The sequence below is a fragment of the Pseudomonas sp. PS1(2021) genome (genome assembly GCF_020405165.1).
Classification (GTDB): domain Bacteria; phylum Pseudomonadota; class Gammaproteobacteria; order Pseudomonadales; family Pseudomonadaceae; genus Pseudomonas; species Pseudomonas aeruginosa.
Map to the genome: position 1 here is coordinate 6,557,846 of NZ_CP084484.1, position 15,182 is coordinate 6,573,027.

Annotated in this window: 16 protein-coding genes; 8 read left to right on the forward strand and 8 right to left on the reverse strand. The window is 66.8% G+C overall.

Annotated elements, in window-relative coordinates; translation table 11 throughout:
• Position 1: 1 nt before the first annotated feature.
• Positions 2-901 (reverse strand): CDF family zinc transporter CzcD, encoded by a 900-nt coding sequence (gene czcD, locus LE197_RS31085; protein ID WP_003100957.1) that lies wholly within the window; start codon positions 899-901, stop codon positions 2-4.
• 154 nt (positions 902-1,055) lie between these two features.
• Here czcD and LE197_RS31090 point away from each other — a divergent pair, with 154 nt between their 5' ends.
• The 3 genes from LE197_RS31090 to LE197_RS31100 all read left to right on the forward strand — a co-directional run bounded on the left by LE197_RS31090 (position 1,056) and on the right by LE197_RS31100 (position 4,257).
• On the forward strand, positions 1,056-1,460 hold the full coding sequence (locus LE197_RS31090; RefSeq protein ID WP_003084560.1) for an NINE protein: 405 nt from the start codon (positions 1,056-1,058) through the stop codon (positions 1,458-1,460).
• Between the two features lie 242 nt (positions 1,461-1,702).
• Positions 1,703-3,076 carry a pyridoxal-phosphate dependent enzyme gene (locus tag LE197_RS31095; protein WP_196752339.1) on the forward strand — a complete coding sequence of 458 codons (1,374 nt, stop codon included), beginning with the start codon at positions 1,703-1,705 and terminating at the stop codon, positions 3,074-3,076.
• Entirely contained in the window at positions 3,073-4,257 is a 1,185-nt protein-coding gene (locus LE197_RS31100) for a cystathionine gamma-synthase (RefSeq protein ID WP_003117897.1), read from the forward strand. The genes LE197_RS31095 and LE197_RS31100 overlap by 4 nt, the downstream gene beginning before the upstream one ends.
• 226 nt (positions 4,258-4,483) lie before the next feature.
• Here the strand turns inward: LE197_RS31100 and LE197_RS31105 are convergent, their stop codons facing one another.
• The 7 genes from LE197_RS31105 to gshB form a co-directional block, all read right to left on the reverse strand.
• On the reverse strand, positions 4,484-5,755 hold the full coding sequence (locus LE197_RS31105) for a dihydroorotase (RefSeq protein ID WP_196752338.1): 1,272 nt from the start codon (positions 5,753-5,755) through the stop codon (positions 4,484-4,486).
• Positions 5,752-6,756 (reverse strand): aspartate carbamoyltransferase catalytic subunit, encoded by a 1,005-nt coding sequence (locus LE197_RS31110; RefSeq protein WP_003084569.1) that lies wholly within the window; start codon positions 6,754-6,756, stop codon positions 5,752-5,754. Before LE197_RS31110 ends, LE197_RS31105 begins: the two co-directional genes overlap by 4 nt.
• Positions 6,757-6,779: 23 nt before the next feature.
• A complete protein-coding gene (pyrR, locus tag LE197_RS31115) occupies positions 6,780-7,292 on the reverse strand; it encodes a bifunctional pyr operon transcriptional regulator/uracil phosphoribosyltransferase PyrR (RefSeq protein WP_003084574.1) in 513 nt (170 codons plus the stop codon).
• 111 nt (positions 7,293-7,403) lie between these two features.
• Positions 7,404-7,838, reverse strand: coding sequence for a Holliday junction resolvase RuvX (ruvX, locus tag LE197_RS31120; protein ID WP_003084575.1), 435 nt, complete (start codon positions 7,836-7,838; stop codon positions 7,404-7,406).
• A complete protein-coding gene (locus tag LE197_RS31125; RefSeq protein ID WP_003100947.1) occupies positions 7,838-8,407 on the reverse strand; it encodes a YqgE/AlgH family protein in 570 nt (189 codons plus the stop codon). Before LE197_RS31125 ends, ruvX begins: the two co-directional genes overlap by 1 nt.
• A 48-nt stretch (positions 8,408-8,455) precedes the next feature.
• On the reverse strand, positions 8,456-9,349 hold the full coding sequence (locus LE197_RS31130) for a TonB family protein (protein ID WP_003084580.1): 894 nt from the start codon (positions 9,347-9,349) through the stop codon (positions 8,456-8,458).
• Positions 9,350-9,495: 146 nt separating this feature from the next.
• A complete protein-coding gene (gene gshB, locus LE197_RS31135; protein ID WP_003100943.1) occupies positions 9,496-10,449 on the reverse strand; it encodes a glutathione synthase in 954 nt (317 codons plus the stop codon).
• A 254-nt stretch (positions 10,450-10,703) separates the two neighbouring features.
• Here gshB and pilG point away from each other — a divergent pair, with 254 nt between their 5' ends.
• From pilG to pilK, 5 genes are all read left to right on the forward strand, one after another.
• Positions 10,704-11,111 (forward strand): twitching motility response regulator PilG, encoded by a 408-nt coding sequence (pilG, locus tag LE197_RS31140; protein WP_003084583.1) that lies wholly within the window; start codon positions 10,704-10,706, stop codon positions 11,109-11,111.
• Between the two features lie 46 nt (positions 11,112-11,157).
• Positions 11,158-11,523 carry a twitching motility response regulator PilH gene (pilH, locus tag LE197_RS31145; protein WP_003084587.1) on the forward strand — a complete coding sequence of 122 codons (366 nt, stop codon included), beginning with the start codon at positions 11,158-11,160 and terminating at the stop codon, positions 11,521-11,523.
• A 50-nt stretch (positions 11,524-11,573) separates the two neighbouring features.
• Positions 11,574-12,110, forward strand: coding sequence for a chemotaxis protein CheW (locus LE197_RS31150; RefSeq protein ID WP_003084590.1), 537 nt, complete (start codon positions 11,574-11,576; stop codon positions 12,108-12,110).
• Positions 12,111-12,194: 84 nt separating this feature from the next.
• On the forward strand, positions 12,195-14,243 hold the full coding sequence (gene pilJ / locus LE197_RS31155) for a chemotaxis chemoreceptor PilJ (protein ID WP_003084592.1): 2,049 nt from the start codon (positions 12,195-12,197) through the stop codon (positions 14,241-14,243).
• 60 nt (positions 14,244-14,303) lie between these two features.
• Positions 14,304-15,179 carry a type 4 fimbrial methyltransferase PilK gene (gene pilK, locus LE197_RS31160; RefSeq protein ID WP_073666654.1) on the forward strand — a complete coding sequence of 292 codons (876 nt, stop codon included), beginning with the start codon at positions 14,304-14,306 and terminating at the stop codon, positions 15,177-15,179.
• Positions 15,180-15,182: the final 3 nt, after the last annotated feature.

Consider the following 15,182-nt stretch of genomic DNA (forward strand, 5'->3'; position numbering starts at 1 on the left):
TTCAGTAGGCCAGCGGCTCCTCGGCCTGGGCGCAGGCCGAGGTTTCCAGTTGCAGGGTGCTGTGTTCGATCTCGTAGCGGTCGTGCAGCAGCGCCTTCACCGTTCCCAGCAGCGCCTCGGCATCGACCAGGGCCGGGTCGTACACCAGATGGCTGGTCAGGCTGATCTTGCCGCTGGTGATCGACCACACATGCAGGTCGTGCAGCCCGGTCACGCCGGGAATCCCCAGCAGCGCTTCGCGCAGCTCGGCCAACTGGATTTCCTTCGGCACCCCTTCGAGCAACACATGCAGGCTCTCGCGCAGCAGGATCCAGGTGCGCGGCAGGACCCAGAAACCGATCAGCACCGCCACCAGCGAGTCGACCCAGGCCCAGCCGGTGAAACGGATCACGATCGCGGCGACGATCACCCCCAGCGAGCCGAGCATGTCGCTCCAGACCTCCAGGTAGGCGCCCTTGACGTTCAGGCTGTTGCCCTGGGCCGGCGCCAGCAGGCGCATGCTGGCCAGGTTCACCAGCAGGCCGAGCACGGCGATCACCAGCATGCCCACGGACTGGATCTCCGCCGGCTGGTTGAGCCGCTCGTAGGCCGCGTAGAGGATATAGAAGGCCACGCCGAACAGGAGGAAGGCGTTGAACGCCGCGGCGAGGATCTCGAAGCGGTGGTAGCCGTAGGTCAGGCGATCGTTGGTCGGGCGCCTGGCGATGTTGATCGCGGCCAGGGCGATGGCCAGGGCCACGGCGTCGGTGAGCATGTGCGCGGCATCGGAGATCAGCGCCAGGCTGCCGGTGAGGATGCCGCCGACGACCTCGGCGACGAGGAAGCTTCCGGTCAGCAGCAACGCCCATTTCAGGCGGGTCGAGTTGGTCTGGGCGAAGCTGTGCTCGTGTCCGGCGCTCATGGCGGCTCCTGTGGGGCGGTGGCGGCAGCACCAGCCTACAGGATAGGCAATTGCAAAACTGTCATGCGCCGGGCCGCTCTGGCGCGGCGTCCGCCGCTCCGCTAACCTGCGGCTCAAGCGCGGCCGCAGCCGCGCACGGAACGAGGGGGGACGCATGACTCAACAGCACGACACCCATAGCAAGGCCATCGGCTACCTGCTGTGGATCTTCGGTTTCACCGGTTCGCACCGCTTCTATTACGGCAAGCCGATCACCGGGACGATCTGGTTCTTCACCTTCGGCCTGTTCTTCATCGGCTGGATCATCGACCTGTTCCTCATCCCGTCGATGGACCGCGAGGCCGACCGGCGCTTCCAGGGCGGCAACCTGGACTACAACGTGGCCTGGATCCTGCTGACCTTCCTCGGCGTGCTCGGCGTGCACAGGATGTACATGGGCAAGTGGATCACCGGGATCATCTACCTGTTCACCGGCGGCCTGTTCTTCCTCGGCGTGCTCTACGACTTCTGGACCCTCAACGGACAGGTGTCCGAGCGCAACGGGCCGCAGCGCATCTGATGCTCGTCGCCAGGTGCGAGAAGCCCGCCATCCGGCGGGCTTTTTCATGGGTGTCGCCACGGTCGGCAGGGAATTCCTCCGGCGGGACTTAAGGAACCAAAGGTTCTAACGTTCTACCTGTAGGTTATTGGCGCCCGCGCGCGCCAGCCCCTATGGTCTGCAAGCCCCAGAACGGATAGGTGCAATGGCTCACGAGGCCGCGCACCGTATCGCTCCGTGCGGAAACACCGAAAGGAGAAAAGATGACTTCCGACTCACGTCCCGCCGTGCTCGACCTGATCGGCAACACCCCGCTGGTTCGCGTGACGCGCTTCGATACCGGCCCCTGCACCCTGTACCTCAAGCTCGAATCGCAGAACCCCGGCGGCTCCATCAAGGATCGCATCGGTGTCGCCATGATCGAGGCCGCCGAGCGTGACGGCCGCCTGCGGCCCGGTGGCACCATCGTCGAGGCCACCGCCGGCAACACCGGTCTTGGCCTGGCCCTGGTCGGCCGCGCCAAGGGCTACCGGGTGGTGCTGGTGGTGCCGGACAAGATGTCCACCGAGAAGGTCCTGCACCTGTGCGCCATGGGCGCCGAGGTGCACATCACCCGCTCGGACGTCGGCAAGGGCCATCCGGAGTACTACCAGGACGTTGCCGCGCGCCTGGCGCAGGATATTCCCGGCGCCTTCTTCGCCGACCAGTTCAACAACCCGGCCAACCCGCTGGCCCACGAGTGCGGCACCGGCCCGGAGCTCTGGGCGCAGACCGGCCACGATCTCGACGCCATCGTCGTCGGCGTCGGCTCCTCCGGTACCCTGACCGGCCTTACCCGGTTCTTCCAGAAGGTCCAGCCGGAGCTGGAGATGGTGCTCGCCGATCCCGAGGGCTCGATCATGGCCGAGTACTCCCGCTCCGGCACCCTGGGTACGCCGGGTTCCTGGGCGGTGGAGGGCATCGGCGAGGACTTCGTACCGGCCATCGCCGACCTCTCCAGCGTGCGCCATGCCTATTCCATCAGCGACGAGGAAAGCTTCGCCATGGCCCGCGAACTGTTGCGCGTCGAGGGCATTCCCGGCGGCTCCTCCACCGGCACCCTGCTGGCCGCGGCGCTGCGCTTCTGTCGCGAGCAGAAGGAGCCGAAGCGGGTGGTCAGCTTCGTCTGCGACACCGGCACCCGCTACCTGTCGAAGATCTACAACGACCAGTGGATGACCGACCAGGGCCTGCTGCAACGCAAGCACTACGGCGACCTGCGCGACATCATCGCGCGGCGCTTCGAGGAGGGCCGGGTGATCAGCGTCGGTCCGGACGACACCCTGCTCACCGCCTTCCAGCGCATGCGCCTGGCCGACGTTTCGCAATTGCCGGTGCTGGACGATGGAAAACTGGTCGGCGTGATCGACGAGTCGGATATCCTGCTCGGCGTCCACGCCGACGCGCCACGCTTCCGCGATGCGGTAAGCAGCGCGATGAACGCCGCGCCGGAGACCCTCGCGCCCGGCGCCAGCCTGGCCCAGTTGCAGGCGGTCCTGGACCGCGGCCTGGTGGCGATCGTTGCCGATGCCAGCGGCTTCCACGGCCTGATCACCCGTTTCGACCTGTTGAACCATTTGCGGAGAAAGCTCACATGAGCCAGCACGACCAGCATCCCGACGCCCCGGCCCAGGCCTTCGCGACCCGGGTCATCCACGCCGGGCAGGCCCCCGATCCCTCGACCGGCGCGATCATGCCGCCGATCTATGCCAACTCCACCTACATCCAGGAAAGCCCCGGGGTACACAAGGGGCTCGACTACGGCCGCTCGCACAACCCGACCCGCTGGGCCCTGGAGCGCTGCGTGGCCGACCTCGAGGGCGGCGCCCAGGCCTTCGCCTTCGCCTCCGGCCTGGCGGCGATCTCCTCGGTGCTGGAGCTGCTCGACGCCGGTTCCCACATCGTTTCCGGCAATGACCTCTACGGCGGTACCTTCCGCCTGTTCGAGCGGGTCCGCCGGCGCAGCGCCGGGCATCGCTTCAGCTTCGTCGACCCGACCGACCTGCAGGCCTTCGAGGCCGCGCTGACCCCGGAAACCCGCATGGTCTGGGTGGAAACCCCGAGCAACCCGCTGCTGCGCCTCACCGACCTGCGCGCCATCGCCCAGCTCTGCCGCGCCCGCGGCATCATCAGCGTGGCCGACAACACCTTCGCCAGCCCCTACATCCAGCGCCCCCTGGAGCTGGGCTTCGACGTGGTGGTGCACTCCACCACCAAGTACCTGAACGGCCATTCCGACGTGATCGGCGGCATCGCCATCGTCGGCGACAACCCGGACCTGCGCGAGCGCCTGGGCTTCCTGCAGAACTCGGTGGGCGCCATCTCCGGGCCGTTCGACGCCTTCCTCACCCTGCGCGGGGTGAAGACCCTGGCGCTGCGCATGGAGCGCCATTGCAGTAACGCCCTGGCCCTGGCCCAGTGGCTGGAGCGCCAGCCGCAAGTGGCGCGGGTCTACTACCCCGGCCTGGCTTCGCACCCGCAGCATGAGCTGGCGAAACGGCAGATGCGTGGCTTCGGCGGGATGATCTCCCTCGACCTTCGTTGCGACCTGGCCGGCGCCCGGCGCTTCCTGGAGAACGTGCGGATCTTCTCCCTGGCGGAGAGCCTGGGCGGGGTGGAAAGCCTGATCGAGCATCCGGCGATCATGACCCACGCCAGCATCCCGGCGGAAACCCGTGCCGAACTGGGCATCGGTGACTCGCTGATCCGCCTGTCGGTGGGCGTCGAGGCGCTGGAGGACCTGCAGGCCGACCTGGCGCAGGCGCTGGCGAAGATCTGAGGCTCCGCAGGGAGCGGCGCCGACCGGCGCGGCTGCCGGCCATCGGGTGTTCCCGGCGAGCATGCCTCGGCGGATAACGCTCCGCGTTATTCGCCCTGCCGTTGAGGCGGGTTGGTGGCAGAGGCTGGGATAGGGCGCCCGCCCCTGCAACGGATACGTCCCGGGAATCGCGAACGCGAAGATGAAAAAGCCCGCCGGATGGCGGGCTCTTTCATGGTGGCAGGGATCAACCCTCGTGGGTCAGGTGTCCGTCCACCAGGGTGTAACGCACTCGTCCCGGCAGGCAGTGACCGACGAACGGGCTGTTCTGCCCCTTCGAGTACCAGCTCTCACCGGCCAGGGTCGAACCCTGCGGGTCGAACAGCACCAGGTCGGCGGCCTGGCCGACCGCCAGGCACCCGGCAGGCAGGCGTAGTGCCTGGGCCGGGCCGTGGGAGAGGCGGGCGAGCAGGGTCGGCAGGTCGAGCAGGCCGTCCTGCACCAGCGTCATCGCCAGCGGCAGCAGCAACTCGGCGCCGCTGATGCCCGGCTCGGTGGCGGCGAACGGCGCGTTCTTGGCGTCCGCCTCGTGGGGTTGGTGGTGGCTGGCGATGGCTTGTACCACGCCGTTCTTCACCGCCTCGCGCAGGGCTTCGCGGTCGGCCCTGGTGCGCAGCGGCGGTTGCACGTGGTAGAGGCTGGAGAAGCCCACCAGCGCTTCGTCGGTGAGGATCAACTGGTACAGCGCCACGTCGCAGGTCACCGGCAGGCCACGGGCCTGGGCCTGGGCGACGAGTTCGATGCCGCGGGCGCTGGTCAACTGGCTGAAGTGCGCGCGCACGCCGCTCTGTTCCACCAGCAGCAGGTTGCGGGCCAGGGCCACGGTCTCGGCGGTCTCCGGGATCCCCGCGAGGCCGAGGAAGCTGGCGGTCGGGCCTTCGTGGGCGAGGCCGCCTTCGGCGAGATCGGTGTCCTGCGAGGTGAAGATCACCGTCAGGTCGAAGGTCGCCGCGTACTCCAGGGCGCGCCGCAGGATGCGGTTGCTGGCGAAGCCATGCAGGCCATTGGTGAAGGCCACGCAACCGGTGTCGCGCAGGGCCACCAGTTCCGACAGTTGCTCGCCGCCGAAGCCGCGGGTCAGCGCGCCGATGGGGTAGACCTTGGCGTTGCCGGCCTCGCGGGCGCGGTCGAGGATCAGCTCGGCCACCGCCGGGGTGTCCAGCACCGGCCGGGTGTAGGGCGGGCAGCACAGGCTGGTGGTGCCGCCGGCCGCGGCGGCGCGGGTCTCGCTTTCGACGTTGCCCTTGCGTCCATAGCCCGGCTCGCGCAGGGCGACGCTCAGATCGACCAGTCCCGGCGCGGCCACCAGGCCGGCGCCGTCGAGGGTCTTCTGGGCGCTGAAGCCGGCCGGCGCGGCGCCGATGGCGACGATCTTGCCAGCCTCGATGTGGAGGTCGCCGACCTGGTCCAGGTCACTGGCCGGGTCGATGACGCGGGCGCCTCGGATACTGATGGTCATTCGGCGTCCTCCTGTTCCAGCTGGCGTTGGGTGTTCTGGCCGCTCATGGCCATGGACAGCACCGCCATGCGGATGGCGATGCCGTAGGTGACCTGGTTGAGGATCACCGACTGGGCCCCGTCGGCCACCGCCGACTCGATCTCCACGCCACGGTTGATCGGGCCAGGGTGCATGACGATGGCATCCGGCTTGGCCAGCTTCAGGCGCTTCTCGGTCAGGCCGTAGAGCTTGAAGAACTCGCCCTCGCTGGGTAGCAGGCCACCCTGCATGCGCTCGCGTTGCAGGCGCAGCATGATCACCACGTCGACGTCCTTCAGGCCTTCGTCGGCGTTGGTGAACACGCGCACGCCGTACTGCTCTTCCAGGCCGATCGGCAAGAGGGTGCGCGGGGCGATCACGCGGATGTCCGGGCAACCCAGGGTCTTGAGCGCCAGCATGTTCGAACGGGCTACTCGCGAATGCAGGATATCGCCGACGATCGCCACCGATAGCTGCTCGAAGTTCCCTTTGTGCCGGCGGATGGTCAGCATGTCGAGCATCCCCTGGGTGGGGTGCGCGTGGCGTCCGTCGCCGCCGTTGATCACCGCCACGTTGGGGCTGACGTGCTCGGCGATGAAGTGCGCCGCGCCCGAGTCGCTGTGGCGCACCACGAACATGTCGGCGGCCATCGCCTCCAGGTTGCGCAGGGTGTCGGTGAGCGTCTCGCCCTTGCTGGTGGAAGAGGTGGATACGTTCAGGCTGATCACGTCGGCCGACAGCCGCTGGGCGGCCAGCTCGAAGGTGGTGCGGGTGCGCGTGGAGTTCTCGAAGAACACGTTGCAGACGGTCTTGCCGCGCAGCAGCGGGACCTTTTTCACCGCGCGGGCGCCGACCTCCAGGAAAGAATCGGCGGTATCGAGGATTTCGGTGAGCAGCTCGCGGGGCAATCCGTCGAGCGAGATGAAGTGGCGCAGCTGGCCCTGGTCGTTGAGCTGCAGCGGGCGCTTGGCGTCTGTCGGCATGGGGCAGGCCCTAGTGAAGAGGATCAGGAAGCGGAGGAAAGGACCTTGCGCTCGAGGGCGAGCGGTGCGGGACCGACCAATTTTACCCGTTCATCGCGACCCAGGGACAGGGTCTGGCCGACCACGTCGGGGCGGATAGGCAACTCCCGGGCGTTCAGGTCGAGCAGGCAGACCAGGGTCACGCTGGCCGGACGGCCGTAGTCGAACAGTTCGTTGAGTGCGGCGCGGATGGTACGGCCGCTCATCAGCACGTCGTCCACCAGCACCAGGTGCTGGCCGTCGATCTCGAACGGCAGCGCCGACGGGCGGACCTGCGGATGCAGGCCGTTCTGGGTGAAGTCGTCGCGGTAGAAGGAGACGTCGAGGGTGCCCAGCGGCTCTTGGTTGCCCAGTTCCCTCAGCAGCGCCTCGGCGACCCAGATGCCGCCGGTATGGATGCCGACGAAGCGCGGCCGCTCGATGCCGCGCTCGGCGAGATGGGCGCGCAGGTCGCTGGCCATGCGCGGCAGGAGTTCGGCGGGATTGGGTAGGCTCATGGTGGCTCCTCGCTGACATCGATGGGATGGCCGCCGGGAGAGCCCGCTGTAGGGAGGCGCCCGCGGTGGCGAAAGCATAATGGCAAACGGCGGCGTGCCGGCTGCCATGGGTCAATCCGGGTGTTCGGCCAGCCAGCCTTCCAGCAGCAGGGCGGCGGCCAGGGCGTCCACCGGTCGCTCGCGGTAGCCGTCGCGCTGGCCCTGGGCCAGGCGCTCGCCCTTGGCGGCGTAGGTCGTGAGGCGTTCGTCGTGGGTAAAGACCGGCAGGTTGAAACGGCCGTTGAGGCGGCGGCCGAACTTTTCCGCGCGCTCGCTCATCTCGCTTGGGCTGCCGTCCATGTTCAGCGGCAGGCCGACGACGATGGCGTCCGGCTGCCATTCCTTGATCAGCGCTTCCACCCGGTTCCAGTCCGGCACGCCGTTCTGCGCCTTCAATACGCACAGCTCGCGGGCCTGGCCGGTCACCGCCTGGCCGACGGCGACGCCGATCTGCCGGGTGCCGTAGTCGAAGCCCAGCAGCAGGCGCAGCGGCTTGTCGCTGGCCATCAGGCGTGACCGGCCTGGGCGGTGAGCAGGCTGAGGTTGACGCCCAGGCGCGCGGCGGCGGCGCTGAGGCGCTCCTCGGGCGGCAGGTCGAAGAGGATCGCCGGGTCCGCCGGGCAGGTCAGCCAGGCGTTGTCGCTCAGTTCGGCCTCCAGCTGGCCGGCTTCCCAGCCGGCATAGCCAAGGCTGATCAGGCTCTTTTCCGGGCCGGTGCCGGCGGCGATGGCGAACAGCACGTCCTGCGAGGTGGACATCGCCAGCTCGCCCAGTTCCAGGGTCGACTGGTAGCTCAGGCCGCTGGGGTGGAGGACGAAGCCACGGTCGGTCTGCACCGGGCCGCCGTTGTAGATGTCGATGTGCTGGCAGCGCGCCGGCGGCAGGGCGTCCGGCTTGAGCTGTTCGAGGACTTCCGCCAGGTTGAGGCCGCTGGGACGGTTGATCACCAGGCCCATGGCGCCCTGCTCGTTGTGTTCGACCAGGTAGGTCACGGTCTGGGCGAAATTGGGGTCGGCCATGTGCGGCATGGCGATCAGGAAATGATGCTTGAGGTAGGTTGGGCTGCTCTGTTTCATGGCCGCTAGTGTCCTGCTTCGGACGCGAGAAAGCCAGCCTTGCCGGCGCTACTTGCTGGACAGCCGGTCGCCGCGTTCGAAGCGCCAGGTACGGATGATCTCCAGCCGGTCGATGTCGGCCAGGTCGCCGCTGAACGGCGCATAGGGCGCGGCCAGGCGGACGATGCGCTGGGCGGCCTGGTCGAGGATCGGCTCGCCGGAAGACTCCAGCACCTGCACCTCGTAGATGGTGCCGTCGCGGTTGATCGACACCAGCAGCCGCAGGCTGCCGTAGAGCTTCTGCCGGCGGGCCTCGTCGGGGTAGTTGAGGTTGCCGATGCGTTCGATCTTCTTGCGCCAGTCTTCCTTGTACCAGGCGCCCTTGTCGCGCATGGTCGAGGCGGCGCTCAGGCGGTGGATGCGCGGGCGCTTGGCGTAGGCCTGCTGCTCCTTGGCCAGGTCGGCCTCGAGGCTGGCGATTTCCGCCGACAGCTGGGTTGAGTCGAAATGCGGCGCCGGCTTGGCGACCTGCTCGGCCTTCTGTGCCTGGGTCTTGCTCGGTGCCTTCTGCTGGCGCTGGCGGGTGGTGGTCACCGCGGCCTTGGGCGCCTCTTCGCTCCTGGCCTGCTTCGGCGTAGCCGGCGGCGCGACTTTCTTCACCTGGTTGTCCTGGAACGGCGCGACCTCGGTGGTCTTCGGCGCGGCCTTGTGCTCCAGGGTTCCGCTGCCCTGCTGGTTCATCTGCGCGAGGTAGTCGGCCTTCTCCGGCGCCTTGTCGCTCTTGAAGGTGGCCAGGGTGATTTCCAGGGTCTTGCTGATCTGGCTCGGCGCGGGCATGGAGAAGCCCACCCCGAGGATGAAGGCGACGTGCAGGATGGCTGCGATGAACAGGGTGAAGCCCAAACGGTCCGCCGGGCGGACGCCGGCAGCGGCGGAGGGGGACTTGAGGACGGCGGCGTTCATTGCGGATCGTGGTGGCTGGCGTGGGGCGAAGTCTGCCGATGGGGGGCGGAAAAGTCTATGACGCACTCCGCGCCTTGGACACGCGGTCGCTCGCCGTGGCGCATCGGCCGGGCCGAGGCGGGCGGACCGAGGCCCGCCCGCGCGATTCAGCGGGCAGCCAGCTGGGCGGCGATGGCGTCCATCAGCTTGTCGCCGATGCGGGTGTCGAAGGCCTGGTCGATCTCGCGGATGCAGGTCGGGCTGGTGACGTTGATTTCCGTCAGATAATCGCCGATCACGTCGAGGCCGACGAACAGCAGGCCGCGCTCGCGCAGGTGCGGGCCGACCTCGGCGGCGATCCAGCGGTCGCGCTCGCTCAGCGGCTGGGCCACGCCGCGGCCGCCGGCGGCGAGGTTGCCGCGGGTCTCGCCCTGGGCGGGGATGCGCGCCAGGCAGTAGGGCACCGGTTCGCCGTCGATCATCAGGATGCGCTTGTCGCCGTCCTTGATTTCCGGCAGATAGCGCTGTGCCATGATCTGCTGGCTGCCATGCTGGGTGAGGGTCTCGAGGATCACCGAGAGGTTCGGGTCGCCTTCGCGGTGACGAAATATCGACGAACCGCCCATTCCGTCCAGGGGTTTGAGAATGATGTCACGATGCTCGGCGGCAAACTCGCGCAGAATATCGGATCGCCGGCTGACCATCGTCGGCGGAGTGCACTGGGTGAACTGCGTGGCGAAGAACTTCTCGTTGCAGTCGCGCAGGCTCTGCGGCCGGTTCACCACCAGGGCGCCGGCACGCTCGGCCTGTTCCAGCAGGTAGGTCGAATAGACGAATTCGTTATCGAAGGGCGGGTCCTTGCGCATCAGGATCACGTCCAGTTCGTGCAGCGGTTGGTCGCTTTCCGCTTCCAGTTCGAACCAGCGGGAGGCATCGTTGAAGACCTTCAGCGGGCGCATGCGTCCACGCGCGACGCCGGCCTTCTGGTAGAGGTCCTGCTGTTCCATGTAGAACAGCGACCAGCCGCGGGCCTGGGCAGCCAGCAGCATGGCGAGCGAGCTGTCCTTCTTGAAGTTGATGCGCGCGATGGGGTCCATGACGATCCCGAGGCGTACGCTCATGGGAATTCCTCCGAAAGGGGGTGGGTTGTCCGGTCGCGGCGGGGAGGCCGCGTGGCAAGCGGGTTTGACGCTCAGGTTGGCGCCCCGTTTGCGCTTGGTCAAGGAAAAAGCCGGCCTGTTCCGGGCATTATGGATAGAGTTGCGTCGAGTGTGCTAAAAAGGCCCGCGATTGGGTCGCAGCCCGTCGGTGACAGGGCGTTAGCGCACTGAAGAAAACACAGAAGAATGATTCACCGAGTCGATATAGGGCGAACATGGAACAGCAATCCGACGGTTTGAAAGTGATGGTGATCGACGATTCGAAAACGATTCGTCGCACCGCCGAAACACTGCTGAAAAAGGTCGGTTGCGACGTGATCACGGCAATCGACGGCTTCGATGCCCTGGCGAAGATCGCCGATACCCATCCGAACATCATTTTCGTCGACATCATGATGCCGCGCCTGGATGGCTATCAGACCTGCGCCCTGATCAAGAACAACAGCGCGTTCAAGTCCACCCCGGTGATCATGCTGTCCTCCAAGGACGGCCTGTTCGACAAGGCCAAGGGGCGCATCGTCGGCTCCGACCAGTACCTCACCAAGCCGTTCAGCAAGGAAGAGCTGCTGGGCGCGATCAAGGCACACGTACCCAGCTTCACCCCGGTGGACGCCGTTTCCTGATATCCGGCCGCATGGCCGTTGATGCTTATTTCGTGATGGGGATCCCATGGCTCGTATTTTGATTGTTGATGACTCTCCGACCGAGATGTACAAGCTGACCGCCATGCTGGAAAAGCATGGTCACCAGGTACTCAAGGCCGAGAACGGCGGCGACGGCGTCGCCCTGGCCCGCCAGGAAAAGCCCGACGTGGTCCTGATGGACATCGTCATGCCCGGCCTCAACGGCTTCCAGGCGACCCGTCAATTGACCAAGGACGCCGAGACCAGCGCCATCCCGGTGATCATCGTCACCACCAAGGACCAGGAGACCGACAAGGTCTGGGGCAAGCGCCAGGGCGCTCGCGACTACCTGACCAAGCCGGTGGACGAAGAGACCCTGCTGAAAACCATCAATGCGGTGCTGGCGGGCTGAGCCCGTCGCAGCGCATCGCTCACCCTGACCCCGGAAAGACCAGGCCCCGCATGTCGGACGTTCAGACCCCCTTCCAGCTCCTCGTCGACATCGATCAGCGCTGCCGACGCCTGGCCGCCGGCCTGCCGGCCCAGCAGGAGGCGGTGCAGAGCTGGAGCGGGATCGGCTTCCGCATGGGCGGGCGGTTCTTCGTCGCCCCCATGGGGGAGGTCGGCGAAGTCCTGCACGAACCGCGCTACACCCAGCTGCCGGGCGTGAAGACCTGGGTCAAGGGGGTGGCCAACGTACGTGGCCGCCTGCTGCCGATCATGGACCTCTGCGGTTTCCTCGGCACCGAACTGTCGCCCTTGCGCAAGCAGCGGCGGGTGCTGGTGGTGGAGCACCTGGACGTGTTCGCCGGCCTCATCGTCGATGAGGTGTTCGGCATGCAGCACTTCCCGGTGGACACCTTCAGCGAACAGCTGCCGCCACTAGAAGCGGCACTGCAACCCTTCATTCATGGCGTCTTCCATCGAGAGCAGCCGTGGCTGGTGTTCAGCCCGCATGCGCTGGCGCAACACCAGGGCTTCCTCGACGTCGCCGTATAAACAGCTTCACCGGTTGGGCCGGTCTGCCGGCCCGTGTCGTGACATGGAAATCGTAATCGTGGTCGGTCCGGGCGGGGGCCAAATATGAAGAAAATCAACGCAGGCAATCTTTTCGCGGGCATGCGCAGCAGCTCGGTGATCGCGGGGCTGTTCATCGTCCTCATCGTCTCGATCGTGTTGCTGTTCGCCAACTTTGCCTACCTCAACACCCAGTCGAACCATGACAAGCAGTACATCGGCCATGCCGGCGAACTGCGCGTCCTGTCGCAGCGGATCGCGAAGAACGCCACCGAAGCGGCGGCGGGCAAGGGCGAGGCGTTCAAGCTCCTGAAGGATGCGCGCAACGACTTCGAGAAACGCTGGAACATCCTGGTCAACGGCGACGAGAGTACATCCCTGCCGCCCAGCCCCGAAGCGGTGAAGCCGCAGATGGACGTGGTGCAGCAGGACTGGGACGGCCTGCGCAAGAACGCCGACTCCATCCTCGCCAGCGAACAGACCGTACTGTCCCTGCACCAGGTGGCCTCGACCCTCGCCGAAACCATCCCGCAGCTGCAGGTGGAATACGAAGAGGTGGTCGACATCCTGCTGGAGAACGGTGCCCCGGCCGACCAGGTCGCGGTTGCCCAACGCCAGTCGCTGCTCGCCGAACGTATCCTCGGCTCGGTGAACAAGGTGCTGGCCGGCGACGAGAACTCGGTGCAGGCCGCCGACAGCTTCGGCCGCGACGCCAGCCTGTTCGGCCGCGTACTGAAGGGCATGCAGGAAGGCAACGCGGCGATGAGCATCTCCAAGGTGACCAACGCCGAGGCGGTGGATCGCCTGAACGAGATCGCCGAACTCTTCGAGTTCGTCTCCGGCTCGGTGGACGAGATCCTCGAGACCTCGCCCGACCTGTTCCAGGTCCGGGAAGCGGCGAACAACATCTTCAGCGTTTCGCAGACCCTGCTGGACAAGGCCTCGCAACTGGCCGACGGCTTCGAGAACCTGGCCGGCGGGCGTAGCATCAACCTGTTCGCCGGTTACGTCCTCGGCGCCCTGGCCCTGGCCTCGATCATCCTGATCGGCCTGGTGATGGTGCGCGAGACCAACCGCCGGCTGGCCGAGACCGCCGAGAAGAACGACCGCAACCAGGCCGCGATCCTGCGTCTGCTCGACGAGATCGCCGACCTCGCGGACGGCGACCTGACCGTGGCCGCGACCGTGACCGAGGACTTCACCGGCGCCATCGCCGACTCGATCAACTACTCCATCGACCAGCTCCGCGAACTGGTGGAGACCATCAACCAGACCGCCGTGCAGGTGGCCGCAGCGGCCCAGGAAACCCAGTCCACCGCGATGCACCTGGCCGAAGCCTCCGAGCACCAGGCGCAGGAAATCGCTGGCGCCTCGGCGGCGATCAACGAAATGGCGGTGTCGATCGACCAGGTATCGGCGAACGCCTCGGAATCCTCGGCGGTAGCGGAACGTTCGGTAGCCATCGCCAACAAGGGCAACGAGGTGGTGCACAACACCATCACCGGCATGGACAACATCCGCGAGCAGATTCAGGACACCTCGAAGCGAATCAAGCGCCTCGGCGAATCGTCCCAGGAGATCGGCGACATCGTCAGCCTGATCAACGACATCGCCGACCAGACCAACATCCTCGCCCTGAACGCCGCGATCCAGGCGTCGATGGCCGGGGACGCGGGCCGCGGCTTCGCCGTGGTAGCGGACGAGGTACAGCGACTGGCGGAACGTTCCTCGGCGGCGACCAAGCAGATCGAGGCGCTGGTGAAGACCATCCAGACCGACACCAACGAAGCGGTGATCTCGATGGAGCAGACCACCTCCGAGGTGGTCCGCGGCGCGCGCCTGGCCCAGGACGCCGGTGTGGCCCTGGAGGAGATCGAGAAGGTATCCAAGACCCTCGCGGCGCTGATCCAGAACATCTCCAACGCCGCCCGTCAGCAGGCATCGTCGGCCGGCCACATTTCCAACACCATGAACGTCATTCAGGAGATCACCTCGCAGACCTCCGCCGGTACCACCGCCACCGCACGGAGCATCGGCAACCTGGCGAAGATGGCGAGCGAGATGCGCAACTCGGTATCCGGCTTCAAACTGCCGGAGGGCGTGGAGCAGGCCTGAGCATAGGCGCGGCGGCCGCCTGGCGGGCGCCGCGTCGACACCTTGGACGAGGGGCACGGCATGCAGGCGAACGGCGTCTGGTCACTGCAGCCGCTGGCCGATATGTCGGCAGCGGAGTTCCGCGACTGGCAGGTCCTGTTGGAGAACCGCACCGGCGTGGTGCTCAACGAGCAACGCCGGACGTTCCTGCAGGCCAGCCTGACCGCGCGCATGCGTGAACTGGGCATCGGCGACTACCACAGCTACTACCGCCAGGTGACCGACGGTCCGCGTGGCGCAGTGGAGTGGGCGACCCTGCTGGACCGCCTGACCGTCCAGGAAACCCGTTTCTTCCGTCATCCCCCGTCTTTCGAGCTGCTCGAGCGCTACCTGGGCGAGCGCCTGTGCCGCGAAGGCATGCCGCGGCCCTGGGCCCTGTGGAGCGTCGGCTGCTCCAGCGGCGAGGAACCCTACTCGCTGGCGATGTGCGCCGCGCAGGTGTTGCGCGGGCAGGAACGGGAAGATTTTTTCGGCGTCACCGGAACGGATATCAGCCTTCACGCCCTGCAGCGGGCGCGGCAGGCGAACTATCCGGCCCGCAAGCTGGAGCAACTGGAGGCCGGGCTGGTCGAACGCTATTGCGAACGCCAGGCCGACGGCAGCTTCAGCGTGAAAACGATACTGACCGAGCGCGTCTGCTGCGCCCGGCTGAATGTGCTGGACCTGGCGAAGGCGCCCTGGTCCGGCATGGACGTGATTTTTTGTCAGAACCTGCTGATCTACTTCCGTCGCTGGCGACGGCGCGAGATCCTCAACCGGTTGGCCGAACGGCTGGCGCCGGGAGGCTTGCTGGTGATCGGGGTCGGCGAAGTGGTCGACTGGAGCCATCCGGAGCTCGAGCCGGTCGCCGACGAGCGGGTCCTGGCCTTTACCCGTAAGGGGTACTCAGGCACATGAATG